General features: G+C 49.7%; 14 protein-coding genes. 6 read left to right on the top strand and 8 right to left on the bottom strand.

Features of this window, described 5'->3' with window-relative positions; all coding sequences use genetic code 11:
• Positions 1 to 29 precede the first annotated feature (29 nt).
• From SMSP2_RS12545 to SMSP2_RS12525, 5 genes are all read right to left on the bottom strand, one after another.
• On the bottom strand, positions 30 to 1,442 hold the full coding sequence (locus SMSP2_RS12545; protein WP_146684387.1) for a DUF7305 domain-containing protein: 1,413 nt from the start codon (positions 1,440 to 1,442) through the stop codon (positions 30 to 32).
• 294 nt (positions 1,443 to 1,736) lie between these two features.
• Positions 1,737 to 2,516, bottom strand: a complete 780-nt coding sequence (atpB, locus tag SMSP2_RS12540) for a F0F1 ATP synthase subunit A (RefSeq protein ID WP_146684386.1) — start codon at positions 2,514 to 2,516, stop codon at positions 1,737 to 1,739.
• 68 nt (positions 2,517 to 2,584) lie between these two features.
• On the bottom strand, positions 2,585 to 3,004 hold the full coding sequence (locus SMSP2_RS12535; RefSeq protein WP_146684385.1) for a hypothetical protein: 420 nt from the start codon (positions 3,002 to 3,004) through the stop codon (positions 2,585 to 2,587).
• Positions 3,001 to 3,246 carry an AtpZ/AtpI family protein gene (locus SMSP2_RS12530; protein ID WP_146684384.1) on the bottom strand — a complete coding sequence of 82 codons (246 nt, stop codon included), beginning with the start codon at positions 3,244 to 3,246 and terminating at the stop codon, positions 3,001 to 3,003. Before SMSP2_RS12530 ends, SMSP2_RS12535 begins: the two co-directional genes overlap by 4 nt.
• 38 nt (positions 3,247 to 3,284) lie before the next feature.
• Positions 3,285 to 5,051 carry a HEAT repeat domain-containing protein gene (locus SMSP2_RS12525; protein ID WP_146684383.1) on the bottom strand — a complete coding sequence of 589 codons (1,767 nt, stop codon included), beginning with the start codon at positions 5,049 to 5,051 and terminating at the stop codon, positions 3,285 to 3,287.
• 313 nt (positions 5,052 to 5,364) lie between these two features.
• Here SMSP2_RS12525 and SMSP2_RS12520 point away from each other — a divergent pair, with 313 nt between their 5' ends.
• Complete coding sequence (locus SMSP2_RS12520; RefSeq protein ID WP_146684382.1) at positions 5,365 to 6,801, top strand: catalase; 1,437 nt, start codon at positions 5,365 to 5,367, stop codon at positions 6,799 to 6,801.
• Positions 6,802 to 7,002: 201 nt separating this feature from the next.
• Here SMSP2_RS12520 and SMSP2_RS12515 read toward each other — a convergent pair whose 3' ends face one another.
• From SMSP2_RS12515 to SMSP2_RS12505, 3 genes are all read right to left on the bottom strand, one after another.
• Positions 7,003 to 7,206 carry a DUF2905 domain-containing protein gene (locus SMSP2_RS12515; protein ID WP_257787949.1) on the bottom strand — a complete coding sequence of 68 codons (204 nt, stop codon included), beginning with the start codon at positions 7,204 to 7,206 and terminating at the stop codon, positions 7,003 to 7,005.
• Positions 7,207 to 7,239: 33 nt separating this feature from the next.
• Positions 7,240 to 8,031, bottom strand: coding sequence for a Bax inhibitor-1/YccA family protein (locus SMSP2_RS12510; protein ID WP_146684927.1), 792 nt, complete (start codon positions 8,029 to 8,031; stop codon positions 7,240 to 7,242).
• 246 nt (positions 8,032 to 8,277) lie between these two features.
• Positions 8,278 to 8,910, bottom strand: a complete 633-nt coding sequence (locus tag SMSP2_RS12505) for a class II aldolase/adducin family protein (RefSeq protein ID WP_146684380.1) — start codon at positions 8,908 to 8,910, stop codon at positions 8,278 to 8,280.
• 400 nt (positions 8,911 to 9,310) lie between these two features.
• On the opposite strand from SMSP2_RS12505, the gene SMSP2_RS12500 reads away from it, so the two are divergent.
• The 5 genes from SMSP2_RS12500 (at position 9,311) to SMSP2_RS12480 (ending at position 15,646) form a co-directional block, all read left to right on the top strand.
• Positions 9,311 to 10,549 (top strand): uroporphyrinogen decarboxylase family protein, encoded by a 1,239-nt coding sequence (locus SMSP2_RS12500; protein WP_146684379.1) that lies wholly within the window; start codon positions 9,311 to 9,313, stop codon positions 10,547 to 10,549.
• A 204-nt stretch (positions 10,550 to 10,753) separates the two neighbouring features.
• Positions 10,754 to 11,854, top strand: a complete 1,101-nt coding sequence (locus SMSP2_RS12495; RefSeq protein ID WP_186804711.1) for a phosphotransacetylase family protein — start codon at positions 10,754 to 10,756, stop codon at positions 11,852 to 11,854.
• 12 nt (positions 11,855 to 11,866) lie between these two features.
• The gene (locus SMSP2_RS12490; protein WP_146684377.1) at positions 11,867 to 12,994 is read left to right on the top strand and encodes a mechanosensitive ion channel family protein; all 1,128 of its coding nucleotides are present in this window, start codon (positions 11,867 to 11,869) and stop codon (positions 12,992 to 12,994) included.
• Positions 12,972 to 14,366: an MFS transporter gene (locus SMSP2_RS12485; protein ID WP_146684376.1), complete on the top strand. Its 1,395-nt coding sequence runs from the start codon at positions 12,972 to 12,974 to the stop codon at positions 14,364 to 14,366. Before SMSP2_RS12490 ends, SMSP2_RS12485 begins: the two co-directional genes overlap by 23 nt.
• Before the next feature lie 47 nt (positions 14,367 to 14,413).
• A complete protein-coding gene (locus SMSP2_RS12480) occupies positions 14,414 to 15,646 on the top strand; it encodes a BaiN/RdsA family NAD(P)/FAD-dependent oxidoreductase (RefSeq protein WP_146684375.1) in 1,233 nt (410 codons plus the stop codon).
• The last annotated feature ends 30 nt before the right edge of the window (positions 15,647 to 15,676 follow it).

Genomic DNA, 15,676 nt, shown 5'->3' with positions numbered 1-15,676 from the left:
CCTAATTCCTAATTCCTAATTCCTAATTCTCACCGTTCCCACCACGTTCCGGGTTTGAGCTTCAAGCTCGCGACCGATTCATCGTCGGGCTCATACAGTCCGTCAACATAATAGAACGTGCCGGAGTTTCTGATATCTACCATAAGCCCGCCAAGCAAAGCGCCGTAAAAATCAGCACTATTATGCAGCAAAAGCAGGGCATCAGGGGCATAAACCGAACCTACAAGCTCGCTGCTGTTTTTGAGATTGACGATGCTGCAGGATGGAGTACCGAAAAGTTTAAAACTTTTGGCCGCGTTTACAATCGACTCATCTGAACCGCCGGAAGAATAATTTTCATTTATTATTCCGGAACCATTTTTCGCCTCAAATTTGGACGTGCAATACAATCGAAGCGAGGAACCGTTTGATATTCTTACTTCTGAGCCGTTGCCGAGGCTGAAATCGCCGTCAATGACCATTTCAACATCACCCTCTATGCGTATAACGTCACTGTTTTTGGTCTTGATACCAGGATAAGCACCACTGGAATCAATAACGATTTCGTTACTGTTTCCTTTTGTTTTAGGCCATGACCTGTTTGGCAGAACCGGAGCAACTACATCGGGAAACTCTATCTTCTCATAGTTGGTGCTGATTGTGCCCGTTACGCCCGCACCATGCTTTAAAGACACAACCTCATCGGGGTTTGCGCCCGGCCCGACCACGATATCGCCGGGTACAACCACGCCGTTTTTCAATTCCACACTATTTTTAACGATTGAATTTGTAGCCATAACCATCTTCGCATTGGACGGCACTGTTCCCAGGCTCGTATGAACGTGGAGTATAAACCCATTTTTTGTGCCGATACCAAACCACGGCCCGCGAGGCACCAGCAGAGCATGGATGTCTTTTGTCTCATTGGCGCACCTGCCCGAGGCCGCCAGCTCAAACTGTGTGAAATTCTTATCTGTTTTGATCTGGAAACTGTACGAGGCGGGTTTACTGCTGTTTCTCAGCGTGAATGTATCGGAGCTGTAAGTCCAGCCCTGTACACCTTCGAGCATCGGAAATGGCTCTGGCACGCCGATTCCCAGCCATGCCGCGTTCGAAATTTGCAAGAAACCGGTTATGCCCGCGGCTGCAACAGACGGCTCTCCCCAGCCCGGCCGGTAGTTATCAAAGAGACCGGCGGTCGTGCCATCGTCATCCTCGAGCAGGTCCGTATCCCTTGTATCTCTGATATGGTACGACATCGACATCGCCAGGTCCAGCGCAGAATCCGCCGCCATCGTCGCCATAGCACGAGATGTGTAGATATTGGCTATGATACGGGCGCTCAACGCTGAACGGAGCATACCCATGCCAAGCACCAGCATCACTCCCATAACGAGCACCACAAAGGGCATTATTATACCTTTTAGCCGTTTTTTATTAAATTGTTTTGGTCCATTGTTCATGATTTATCCCCCACAGTTATCTTTTAAATAATCAGGAATCAGAAAATCCGCTGATTACGCAGATTCTCGCTGATTATTTTCACAGGTTGGGCTTCCAGCCCGACACAAAGCAGGTCAACCGTCCTCGGTTGACATTAAAACGGCAAGCGGGGACGCTTGCCCTACTTAAATCTTAACTTTTAAATTCAAGTGGACAGATTCCATTGAATTTTTACCTTCTTGTCAATCTTGTAAATTATGTCCATTCAATTCTTCATTCTTAATTCCTAATTCTTAATTCTTAATTCTTAATTCTCAATGCTCCTGATGTACTGCGAAACTGATAAATATTGTCGTCAGGAACACAAATATATACGACTGCACAAAGGCAACAAAGAGCTCAAGCATACTCAGCGCCACTACAAAGGCGATCGACGCGGTCGCCGCCGCCATGTTCTGGAACAGGAATATAAACCCCATTATCGTCCCGAGCATTATATGCCCTGCCATTATATTGGCGAAAAGACGAATCGACAAGGAGAACATCCTGACAAATGAGCTGATAAGCTCTATAAAAAATATAAACGGCATCAGCGGCATCGGCACCTTGGGCGTGAAGTTTTTTATGTAGTTCCACGGCCCGTTTTCATACATTCCCGCGGCGTGGAACAGCACAAAAGAGAAAAACGCCAGCGAACCGGTTACCCATATATTCGCCGTCGGCGAGCCGCCCCAATGGCTTGTATGACCGCTTGCCAGAGTGAAAAATTTATCCAGCGGCACCATACCAAGCAGGTTCAGCGTCAGTATAAAGAAGAACAGCGTCCAGAGCACGGGGATATATCGGTCGGTATGCTTTCCAAGGAACGGTTTTACCACATCATCGCGCAGGAACACGCAGATAGCCTCTATCATGTTGCCCGGGCCCGACCGCACCAGCAAACTCGAACGCATACTAAGCGGTATCGCTATGCCCAGCAGTGCCGCGGCAAGGGCAACCACAAACATGTGGTTTGTAAAGGTTATTCCAAATATCTCGAAAAGCGGCTTACTTGTCAGCTCTTCGAGCGGATTTGTATTTGCCAGGATAAACATATCATCACCTGGATTTTATCCAGTTACATTAAATCTATCACTTTTATTATAAAAACTCTAAACAGACATCAATTCCCGTTCGAGCCTCGAATTTCAAAAAAGTCTTTATGGAAAACTTCTCCGCGGCGGTGTTTTTTGTACAGTCTGGTGCTGTCAGTTATAAGCATAAAAAGATATAAGCCGAGAAGCCAGAGCACAAACACGCCCTTATGCAGTTCCATTACACTAAAACTCACAACCACACCGCCTGCAACTATAACAAACCTTACGGTTAAATTTATAAAAAGCTCCGCCATAGCGGCCAGTTGAGTATTTTTTTTATCGAAAACAGCAGCAGTTACTGTAGTCGAGGCCATCGCCGCGGCAACTATAAAAACTGCTGCTGCGCATTCTCTGCTGTATTTACCTTCAAAAAGCAGCTCACTCGCCCGCCAGCAGATAAGCAGTATCAATGCTTTCAAAATCAGTGCTGCCGCTTTTAGTTTCATTTTTTCGAGTCCCGGTCAAAATAACCCGCCCGAAGCAGGATCACATATATCATCCGGGCAAAGCCGGCGAAAAATCCCATTATCATAAACCCCGGCAGGGAGTTAAAAACCATATCCAGCAGATACCCGATCGCCGCACCCGCGACTACTACAAGAGTAAACTCGATACCGATAGTAAACCATTTTGCCATCTGGCCTTCATCTCGGTCATCTTGTTGTTTCGCTCCGGTATCCTTGTCCACTTTGCAGCCTTTTTATCCGGTATCCCAGCAATCGCGGCTTAGCTGACGGCCTGGTCAAGCAGCAGGTCTTTTACCTTGCTGCTTGGCAGGTTCAGCGAGCCGAAAGCCGCCGCAGCCGCTGATCGCAGTGCGGGCTCGATCTCGTTAGAACCGCTCATCTGGTATATGGTATCAATAGTTTTATCGTCGAGCGAGCAGCCGTTCATCTTTGCCGAATCGCTCAATGCCGAGAACAGCTCAACGCGAACCTCGAGAGCGAGGTTTTCATCAAGCGCCGCTGCCGCGATCGCCTGCTGGGCTGAGCCGGCCTCAAGATATGCAAGCACATTGGCAGCCTGCACACGAAGAACATCATCTTCGCGGCTTAGAATCCGCTCAAGAGGCTGCTGGGCTTTGGAGATATCTATCAGCTCATTTTCGCTCACTGCCAGTCCGGTCAGGACCGCCATTGCGCGGTAGGCGTATTCATTGGCGGCATCGGCGTCGAGTCCTTCAACCGGCTCGCCGAGCAATGCCTGGGAGAGATTCTCAATTATAAGGCTGCTGCCTTCGAAATTCTTACCTGGCTTGGCGTTGCCGATTGCGATCGCAGAGCTGTAGCGAACCTTTATATCATCAAAGCTAAGCGCTGTAACCAGCGGCTGTTCTGTTCCAATCCGGTAAAGCAGCGATGCCTCTCCGGCGTTTGTTACCAGTGCCTCTATCAGTCCAAGCGCTGTGTAAGCGTCGTTGTCCTTGAGAGAGCGGGAAAGTGCCTGGTGCAGGTATTCCGGCCCGCAGGTACGGGCATAGGTAGAGGCGTCAGGGTGGTTATCGCCGAAATATTTGGGCAGTTCCAGGCCGGTTTTCTCTACCCGGAAAAACGAGTTGAGCCAGAGCGAGATCGCCTTGCCCGTTTCCGGGTCGGCTTTGAGCGCCCATTCGCAGCACCTCATCGCCATAAGCTCCATAAAGTATTCCTTCGACACCTCTTCGCGGACGATACGCCCCTGATCCTCATTCCAGAACCAGATGTTGGCTATATCATAGTCACTCGAAGGACGCAGTGATTCATTGTGATAGAAGTACCGCTCGGCAAGACCGTAAAACAGCTCTGCCGCGGGAACCTTCATCGCTGAAGCTGAAATACTCTCGATGCTTCTGCCGGCCAGCTCCCTGATATCGCCAAGCTCTTCTGTCTCATAAACATATTTCAGATACGGCAGAGACTGCTCATAACCGATTTTGCCCAAAGCTCTTACGACTTCGGCTTTTACAGCCGGATCGCTCATCTGCAAAGCTGTCTGCAGCGGCCTGCACGCATCATTGTCCATCTTGGCCATTGCGCCGGCGATAAAAGCGAACGGATCCTGGTCAACGTTTTTACCAAGCTCATCGAGCAGAAACGGCACGGCGTATTCGCCGGCGTTTTTGAGCCGCCCTTCGGCCTTCATGCGTCCGCGGATGGTTGTACTGAGACGGGCGATTTCCTGCCTGATGATCTCCGGGTCAATCCGCCGCATGTAGCGGCCCTTTTCGATCAGGTCGATAAGCTCGCCGGCGGTGTCCTTCAGCTGGTCATTATTGTTGTAGATATTGAGCAGCAGTGAATACGCCCGGGGGTTTTCTTCGGTCAGAGCCAAAAGAGCCACCGGATCAGGATCCGAGCCAAGGATAGTGTCGGCATAACCCTTTGCCAGTTCAAACTTTCCTATCGCGGTATAGTGAAGGAAATCATTCCAGTCGCTTTCCAGCTCAGCCATTGAGGGGGCGATTGTAATAAACAGCACAAGTGCTGCCGGAAGCATGTTTCTTAAGTTACCCATTTAAGCTTATCTCCGCTAATTACATAATATAATAACTTTATAATTACCTCTCCCGAAAATGCCGTGAAACAGCAGATCCAGGGCGACAATAAATCTAAACCAATACAGGCAAACAATTTATATTGCCCGAACGGTATTTATGCGCATTACACCAGCGCAAACAAGCCTTTGATTATAGCCTCAAGAGCCGCCCTGTCAAATAAAAACAAGTTGAAGATTTGCCGCGATTTCTGTTGCAATTTTGCCTTAAATAACTATAATACTCTGGTATAGTCTATGGAATTATAGAAACAAAGTTAATACAGGGTGTAACATGAAAGAACCAAAACTCACTTCCGCCGTGGGAATCCCCGTTCCCGATAACCAGAATTCTCTAACAGCAGGCGAAAGAGGCCCAACGCTGATGCAGGACCATTTCCTGTTCAATAAACTCGCCCACTTCAACAGAGAACGCATTCCAGAGCGGATTGTACATGCCAAAGCCGCCGGAGCGTTCGGAACGTTCACCGTAACACATGACATAACAAAATACACCAAAGCGAAGATTTTCTCCGAAATCGGCAAAAAAACCGATATGGTCGGCAGGTTTTCAACCGTCGCCGGCGAAAAGGGCTCGGCGGATACCGTCCGTGACGTAAGAGGCTTTGCTCTAAAGTTTTATACCGAAGAAGGCAACTGGGACATGGTCGGCAACAACACGCCGGTTTTCTTTGTTCGTGATGCCATAAAATTCCCCGATTTTATCCATACACAGAAACGCGATCCCCAGACAAACGCCAAAAACGACACCATGCAGTGGGATTTCTGGTCGCAGGTACCCGAGGCGTTGCATCAGGTAACAATCCTGTTCTCTGACCGCGGCATACCCAAAGGCATCCCCTTTATGAACGGCTACGGAAGCCATACCTACAGCTTTATCAACGCGAGAAATGAGCGGTTCTGGGTCAAGTTCCACTTCAAGACCAACCAGGGCATCGAGTGCTTTATGCAGGACGAGGCGGACAAGATCGCCGGCGTTGATCCCGATTACCATACATCCGAGCTTTTCCACATGATAAAAGACGGAAAGTTCCCAAGCTGGACGTTTTACGTGCAGATAATGCCGGAAACCGACGCGGAGAACTACCGCTGGAACCCCTTCGACCTGACAAAGGTATGGCCCCACGGCGACTATCCGCTGATCGAGGTCGGGCAGTTAGAGCTTAACCGCAATCCCGAGAACTACTTCGCCGAGATTGAGCAGGCGGCCTTCTCGCCGGGAAATGTTGTGCCGGGGATATCTTTTTCGCCGTGCAAAATGCTCCAGGCCAGGATCATATCTTACTCCGACGCCCACCGTTACCGTCTCGGCGCCAACTATGAGAGCCTGCCGGTAAACCGCCCCAAATGCCCCGTTCACAACTACGAGCGCGACGGCGCGATGCGGTTTGACGGAAACGGCGGCTCATCGGTCAACTACGAGCCGAACTCGTTCGGCGGGCCAAAAGCTGATTCTGCGTTTGCAGAACCCCCGCTCAAAATCTCCGGCGATGCCGACAGGTATGACCAGAAACGCGGCGTAGCGGATGACTATATCCAGCCGGGCAACCTCTTCAGACTAATGACGCCGGAGCAGCAGCAAAGGCTAATCAAGAATATCTGCGGCAGTCTCAAGAAGGTGCCAAAAGAAATCCAGCAGAAGATTGTTGACCATTTCTCAAGAGCCGACAAGGCCTACGGCGGCGGCCTGGCAAAAGAGCTGGGACTGTAAAAAACAAAATATCTTGTAAGACTTCCCATAAAGAAAGCCGGCAGCGAAGCATAAAACTTTTCACTGCCGGCTTTTGTATATATTAACTGATCGCACCCCCAAGTAGAGAGAATTCACGAATTCTCTCAATTTAAGATTTAAATTTACCATGAAGAGCACAGAGAGACGCATGCAATGCGTCTCTACAGGGTTGCCAGGCAATCACTTACGTAAAAAATAGTTAATCAGCCACAACAGCAGAGTAAGAACAACCGATATGAGTATGCATGTTCCCAGGGGGAAGTAAAACTTCCAGTTTTTGCCCTCTGCCGAGATGTCCCCGGGCATACGGGTGAAGCCGAATTTGCTAAGCAGGTAGAATATCAAACCCGCAGCAATCAGCATAACCCCTGCTGTTACAAGTATTTTGGCGATTGAACTAAACAGCGGTCTCTCCTGTTATCTGCGGTTGAGCTTTGAAAGCAGCCGCAATATTTCCAGATACAGCCATACAAGCGTTACCATAAGCCCGAACGCGCCGTACCATTCCATATATTTAGGAGCTCCGTAATCCGCACCGCGCTCGATGAAGTCAAAATCCAGTATCAAGTTCAAAGACGCGATAATTACAACTATCAGGCTGAACCCGATACCGATCGGACCAGAGGAGTGAATCATCGGGATAGATGCGCCGAAGAAACCCATAACTATCGACGCCAAATAAACTAATGCGATGGCACCTGTTGCGGCGACCACACCTATTTTGAATTTTTCCGTCGCCCGTATCAAGCCCGAACGGTAAGCGATGAGCATACACGCCAACACGCCGAAGGTCAGCATTATCGCGTTTATCACGATCCCCGGGCCAAAAGCGCTTTGCTGGCCGGTCTGCGGATCGACAGAAGAGGCACTCGAGGCATACATCGCTGATATTATTCCCAGCAAGACCCCCTCGAACGCCGCGTATATCGGAGCGATTATGGGGGCGGCCGTCGGCTTGAAAATCGTTACCATCGCCGCCACGATCGAGGCAATAAGGCAGATAATCAGAAGCCCAAAGCCCGACTGCGCGGAATCCGCCGGGTAAAAGCGGTCCCAGGCAAACGCCGCGGTAATAAAGGCTATTGCCAGCAGTATCGCCGTTTTGGTAATACTGCCGTTTATGGTCATCACATCCGTTGATGCCGACGACGAGCGGCCGACACGGTCAAAGACACTCTCGTTCATCGCCGGATTTGAACTGCGAAACATTCCGCCCATTGACCTGTTATTTCTAAACATATTTAACTCCTGTTATAGTAATTTCTTAAACTTAATTTTGTTTCTTAAACTTTTGTTTTACGCTGCCGGCTTTCGAACGGTTCGTCAAAATTTGTATTCTGCTCTTAGAGCCGCCGGGCAACAGTACGTCTATATTATACAACATTAAAATAATTTGTCAGATTTTTTCCCGCAGTTTTAAAGTTTGATATACGTGTGTGATTTCCGGTGCCGGTGTTAAACCCATGAATCATCGATATAAACGGGATTGGGCTGGGTCAACAACACCGAACACGCCAGCTCAAAGAAAACCGCGTTCTGTATCGCCATGTTGAAATTTTCGGCAACGGTAACAAGCCCGTGGTTTCTCATCACAGCCAGATTATGCGTTTTCATTTGTTCAATGACCGCCTCGGCAAGCTCCGGGCTGCCCGGCGGCAGAAACGGGACGATGCCGATTTTGCCTATATAATAAGGTATCTCCGGTATAACATTGAAGTTATACGACGAGGAATCGCCGCAGGCAACCGCCGTGGCGTATCTGCTCTGAAAATGCAAAACAACATTCATTTCCGGCCGGCAGCGAAGTATTCCCAAATGAAAACGCGCCTCTACCGTCGGCTTCACCTTATTGAGGGTTTCTCCGTCAATAAGCCTGCACAGGGCTACCTGTTCGGCTGTCAGCTCGCCAAGCCAACTGCGAGTTGCGGTTACTGCCATGTGTGAATCGTCGATGCGCCAGGACATATTTCCGCTGCTGCATTTGAAAAGATCAAACGACGCGGCCTTTCGGCAGGCTTTCGCCAGCGGGGTAAGATCGTATTGTTTCAGATTATCCGTCATAATTATATTGGAGCAGTTATTCATCATTTTGGAGTTGCAGAATTTATCATAACAACTATTTCCCGGCAGTCAAGCCTGCGGGTGAGCTGGAAAGGTGTACAATTATTATTTATTGCCCAATTCCCGTAGAGACGCAATGCTTGCGTATCTCTGCACACAAACAACCCCCTAATAGGAATTTAGGGCAGATCGAAACTATAAGCCACAAAAATATTGAGAGACGTATGCAATACGTCTCTACGGCGGAATAAAACATTTTAAAAGTGCGCGATGACGTTTCCCGCCGCACTCCCCAAAATGGTACACACGAACGCATACAGGTCGCTGGGTAAATGAAAAATGATGATGATTTTTGCTTCGATTTATGTATAATTAAATTGCCTGAAGCATCATTTTTAATTGACCATAAGAGAAAAAAGGAGAACAAATGAACTCACGGCAGAGGGTACTCGCGGCGATAAACCACCAGGAGCCGGACAGGATTCCGATTGATATGGGGGCGACACCAAGCTCGGGAATATCGGCGATTGCATACACAAACCTGAAAAAACACCTGAACATAAACACCGGCAATACAAGAATATACGACGTTGTGCAACAGCTGGCACAGCCCGAAGAGGTAATACTTGACACCTTCGGGATAGACGCGGTTGATATCGGCCGCTCGTTCAACGACCGCGGCACTGACTGGCACGATACAACCATGGCAGACGGACAAAAGGCGCAATATCCCGCGTGGTTCAAACCTGAAAAACAACCGGACGGCTCATATCTGGCCTATGTCGGCGGCAAACCGATCGCACGTATGCCCGCCGGAGGAACATTTTTCGACCAGACGTACTTTCCCTATATTGACGGGTATCCGGATAATTTTGAAGGCCTCAGCCGCGAGATGGGCAAAATACTCTGGGCGGCTCTGGCACACAGCCCGTGGGATCATGCCGGCGAGGCGGATTTCTGGAAGCAGCTTCGTGAGCGGACAATAAACCTGCGCCAAAGCACAGACCGGGCACTGGTGGTTGTTTGCGGCTGTAACCTGTTCGAATGGGGAACGTTTCTGAGGCGGATGGACAATTTCCTGATGGATGTATTTGTCCAACAGGAACAGGTTAAGGCACTCCTCGAAGCCCTTATGGAGATTCATCTTACAACACTGGAAAAGGTCTGCCAGGCAGTCGGCGACGTGGCGGATATTCTGCGGTTCGGCGATGACCTGGGCATGGATTCGGGGCCGTTCATGTCGCCGCAGATATACCGCGAGCTGTTCAAGCCGCACCATACGCGGCTCAACGAATACGTCCACAAAAACAGCCGGATGAAAACCTACATACACAGCTGCGGCTCAATCTACCAGCTAATGCCGGACATGATTGAGGCAGGCTACGACGTGTTCAACCCGATACAGACCAACTGCGCCGACATGGATCCGCTAAAGCTCAAAAAGGAATTCGGCAGAGATATCACATTCTGGGGCGGCGGCTGCGATACGCGAAGCATTCTCAACACTGCCTCGCCGCAAGAGGTCAAAGACCATGTACGGCAGCGTATTGAGATACTCTCCCCCGGCGGCGGATTCGTCTTTAACACGGTCCACAATATACTGCCCGAGGTGCCGCCGGAAAACATCGTCGCTATGTTCGAGGCCGTACACGAATACAGCTCATAGCAAAACACCCGCGTAGAGACATCCCGATGCACTTCGGGACATGCGTTTCTCAGGGTTTTTACGCAGAACAGCTTCAAAAGCGGTATCCAGATGCGCATCCGGACGGCTCCGGATGATGTTTATCTTCGGTTGAGCCTTGACTTTCCGTCGGCGGGTGGTAATCTAATCATCTTATATAAACAACGTTTACAAGAGGTTATACAAATGAAGCCATTATATATCGCTGCAACATTACAGGATTGCGGCAAGACCAGCGTTACCCTTGGAACACTTCAATGCCTCATAGAGAAAGGCTACAAGGTCGGTTATATCAAACCTGTCGGGCAGCGGTACGTAAAGTATTGCGGCGAAAATCTCGACGAGGACGCAGTAGTTTTCTGCGAGGCCCTTGGTCTGAGCGTACAAAACCCTAAAGACCTTAGCCCGATCGCGATAGAGAGGAATTTCACACGTACATTCATCGAAAACCCGGATGTCCGTCCGCTTGAGGACAGGATTATGAAATCCTTCTCACGTCTCGAGGCAAAATATGACCCTGTACTTGTCGAGGGTACCGGCCATGCGGGGGTGGGCAGCTGTTTCGGGCTTTCCAACGCACGCGTCGCGCAGCTTACAAATTCCAAGGTTATCATGGTAGCTCCAGGCGGGATCGGCAAACCAATCGATGAGATAGCACTCAACCTCTCGCTTTTCAAAGAGAACAATGTTGAGGTGCTCGGGGTTATATTGAACAAGGTGCTGCCGGAAAAATATGAGAAGATATGCCATTTTGCCGCCAAGGGATTTAAAAATATCGGTACACAGCTCTTAGGCGCAATCCCCTACAGCAAAGCTCTGCAGGCATACACACTCGGCCAGATTGTAGAGGAGTTCGACTATGAGGTGCTCAGCGGCCGCAAACATCTGACAAACGAAATAAATAATATTGTTGTTGCCGCGATGGAACCCCAGAACGCGCTTCACTACATCAAAGAAAACAGTTTAATCATCACTCCTGGTGACAGAATCGACAACATTCTGCTCTCGCTGACGCTTTGCCATCTGCGCGACTACGAAGAAAAATTCAGCAGCGGCGGTATTATCCTTACCGGCGGGTTCAAGCCGGATAAGCCTATCATGGAGCTGATAAAAAGCAGCACAGTCCCCGTGCTTTGGACACCGCAGGATACATACACTGTCAGCTCACGTATGAAGGGGCTTCTGTTTAAAATAAGGGCTTCAGACGCGAAAAAAATATCGCTCACCCGCGACCTGGTAAAAGAACACATAAAACTGGACACAATACTTGAACAGCTTGACCAATAAAAGGATTTTAAAATGACAATACTCGCCGAATCGGGAATCATTGAAACGCTTAATCTAAAAATCGTAGGAGAGAACACACTGCTGCGTTTTATAATAATGTTTATCGGGCTTCTTGCCTTCTTCGCTGCGGGCAAAACTATTCAGTACTGCCTAAGCAGAGCCGCGAAAAAACGCGAAGAAAACAACCGCCACGGCCTTGTAAGTGTAGCCATGAACTCCCTGGCAAAACCTGCCAACGTTATCATGATAGCGGCGGGTCTTAAATACTGCCGGCTGGTTGTAATCATGCCGGATAATCTCGCGGCATTCGCCGACAACGTCATACGGGGAGTCTTTGCCATTGCTGTCTCGTACGCCCTGTTTCATCTGGTTGATATAGTTGAATACTATATGAAGAAATTCGCCGGCAGAACAGACAACCGGCTCGACGACATGCTGGTGCCGATTGTCCGCAAATCACTTCGTGTTGTTATCTCGATAATAGCAATTCTGATAATCGCCGAGGTGATCTTCGGAGCTGAAAACATCAAAGGCCTTCTGGTCAGTGCAGGCATCGGCGGTATGGCAATCGCCCTGGCGGCAAAGGATACTATTGCCAACCTGTTCGGCTCGGTAAATATATTTGCCGACAGACCTTTCCATATCGGTGAGTTTATAAAGGTCGGCGAGTTTACCGGCACAATCGAAGAGGTGGGCTTTCGCAGTACCCGGATAAGAACAGTTTTTGGACATCTGGTTACCGTACCCAACTCGGTGATCACAAACGCCTATATCGAAAACATATCCCAAAGGCCGGCGATCCGCCGCACTGACACACTGACTATCACCTACGGCAGCGGGCCGGAAGGGGCAGAAAAAGCGGTTAATATTATAAAAGAATTGCTCCTGGAAATACCCGAGGTCAACGAAGACCCTGAAAACCGCGGCCCGAGGGTTTATTTCAACTCGTTCGGCAACTGGGCGCTGAATATCTTTATAAGCTACTGGGTGAGCCCCGCGGATTACTGGCTGGCGATGGAAGTCCATCATCAAGTGAACCTGGAAATAATGCGCCGGTTCAGAAGCGCAGGGATAGAATTCGCGTTCCCGTCCCAGACAATATATATGGACAAGCAGAATGCCGGAACCGAAGAAAAATAACACCGAGAGACTCAGCCCCGCGAAACGGCGTGATACAATTCGTATGGCTTACCTGGTTTCTATCTTTATGACAACCGGTAATGTTTGCCTGATGGGTCCGCCGTTTCAGCTGTTTGCGATAAAACTTGGCTGCAGTGAATTTTATTTGGGGCTGATAAATTTCATATTGTGGTCAGCCGGTCTTTTCGGTATCTTCGGCATAAAGATTATCGAAAAATACGGCAAGATAAAATGCCTGATAATCTGCCGGACTATAAGCCTTGTTATCTCTCTTGGGTTTGCTCTTCTGGCATTTCTCGCCTCTGCCTCAAGACTTCATTACGGGCTTATCCTGGCGGCAATCATACCGATACTTCTTTTGCGTTCCATCTTCAGCGGCATCGGCAGCTCAGGCTGGTTCCCCATACTTCAGGACAACGTACCGCCGCGGATACGCGGCAGTTTTTTTGCTTCGCTTAGAACAAAATGGCAGATCGCGGCACTGACTGCTAACCTGGCACTGATGTTCATTCTCGGCAAGGATGCCGGTTTTACGCGGATTGGTTTTGTTCTGCTCTTTAGCTGTTTAATTATGCTGTACTCAGTTCTGTTTCTTAAAAACATGAATGAAGCACCTCCACTGCCCGACAGCGAAAAACCCTCTATACGCCGCAGATTCATGGAGACGCTCAAGTCCGGCAGGATACGGCGTTTTCTGGTGTATATTGTAAGCTACAACCTCGCGGTGTTTATATCATCAGCGTTTCAGATAAAATACATGAAACAGCTCGGCTACAGCGATGCGCATGTGATCGCCGTTACTGCTACTATAAGTGCCGGAGCGATATTGAGCCTTCGTTTCTGGGGCAGAATCGCCGACAGCTACGGCAACCGCGCACTGCTGAGCATCTCGCATCTGGGTGTCGGCGTTTCACTGCTGGCGTGGATATTCATAGGCAACAGCACGGCATCTTTTATCTTCATCATGTTTGCTGTTGCCGCACGCAGTATATTCCACCACGGAAACGGAATCGCCCAGACTCGTTATATGCTAAGTGCGGTGCCGGAGGACAAACAGGGAATGATTGTTATCATAAATATATTTATGACGTTCTCGATAGCTGTAGCGCCTCTGCTGGGCGGTTTCTTTCTCACGCTTACAGGCGGCCTGCAGCCGGATGTTCTGCCGCTGGGGATGAACCATTACCAGATGCTGTTTATTTTGAGCAGTCTGATGATGATTGTCCCTCATTCCATTCGCAAGGGTTTTCGCGTTGCCGGAGAAACACCCACGGCACAGGTTTTGATGCTGCTGCAAAGGCCGACACTTAACAGGCTCAACCACTTCGTGCGAATTGCGGCATCACCTGTTAAAGGCAAGGACAAAAAGTAAATACCGGTATGAAAAATAAATCACGGCTATAACAGAAAGGGCTTATTGTGCCTTTTAATAATTATGATGTTTGCGTAATCGGCGGCGGAGCGTCAGGGCTTATGGCGGCGGCAGCGGCGGCAGAGAGTGGACTAAAAACCGCTCTCATTGAAAAAAATACTTCTATGGGTCGAAAACTTCTGGTTACCGGCGGCGGAAGGTGCAACGTTACAAACATTCTTGAGCCGCAGGAGTTTCTCCGCAGATGCAGACCGTATGACCGCTTCCTGCGTCATTCAATATATTCGTTCCCGCCGCGTGCACTGATGGAGTTTCTCACACAGCGGGGTGTTGAGACAAAGGTACTGGAGAGCAACTGCGTTTTTCTCTCCGGCGAAAGGGCGTATGAACTTCTGGAGGCTCTGCTCGAGGAAAACAGGCGCAGCGGAACCTCCATGGTTTACGGACGCAGAGTCGAAGCCGTTGAAAAATCAGATGAGCATTTCAGCCTTATCTGCGGCAAAGACACTTACACCTGCCGAAAGTTGATAATCGCCGCCGGCGGGGCATCATGGCCGCAGACCGGCAGCACCGGAGACGGCTATGCGCTTGCCGCGAGCCTGGGACATAGAATAGCCGAGCCAAGAGCGTGCCTGGTTCCGCTGGAAGTCAAAGAAAACTGGGTCAGCAGGCTGGCAGGGGTTTCGCTGCCTGCGGTTTCAATCTCCTGCCGTCAAACAAAAAAACATCCCGTTACCGGCGGGCTGGTCTTCACTGATACCGGCATCGGCGGCCCGGCAGTTCTCAATTTCAGCCGCGAAATACTGCCGCTGCTGGAACAATCACCCGTCGAGGCGTTTATAGACCTTATGCCGGATCTGAATATCGAAGAGCTGGGCGAGAGATTTGCCGCAAGCATAACAGCTAACCCGAAATCAAATTTCTACAGCCTGATGCGTGAATACGTTCCCCGCTCGCTTGGCAACGTGATAGCTGACCTTGCCGGCATCAACCCCAGAACTCAGGCAGCTGTTCTGCCAAAGGCGCAGCGGCGAAGAACAGTATCGCTGCTCAAATCGCTTGAGCTGACCATCACCGGCACACGCCCGCTTAAAATTGCGACCGTCACACGCGGCGGCGCGGCAAACGATCAGATAGACCCAAAGACTATGGAGTCAAAGCTCTGCCCGGGTCTTTACCTGTGCGGCGAAGTCATCGACATAGACGGCCCGTGCGGCGGCTTCAACCTGCAGATCGCATTCTCTACGGGCAGACTCGCCGGCATGAGTGCGGCGTTATAGCCGGAAAATAACACGAGAAAACTGAAACGT

The sequence above is a fragment of the Limihaloglobus sulfuriphilus genome (assembly GCF_001999965.1).
Taxonomy (GTDB): Bacteria; Planctomycetota; Phycisphaerae; order Sedimentisphaerales; family Sedimentisphaeraceae; genus Limihaloglobus; species Limihaloglobus sulfuriphilus.
The sequence above is the reverse complement of the archived record's forward strand: the minus strand, read 5'-3'. Positions and strand labels throughout refer to the sequence as shown.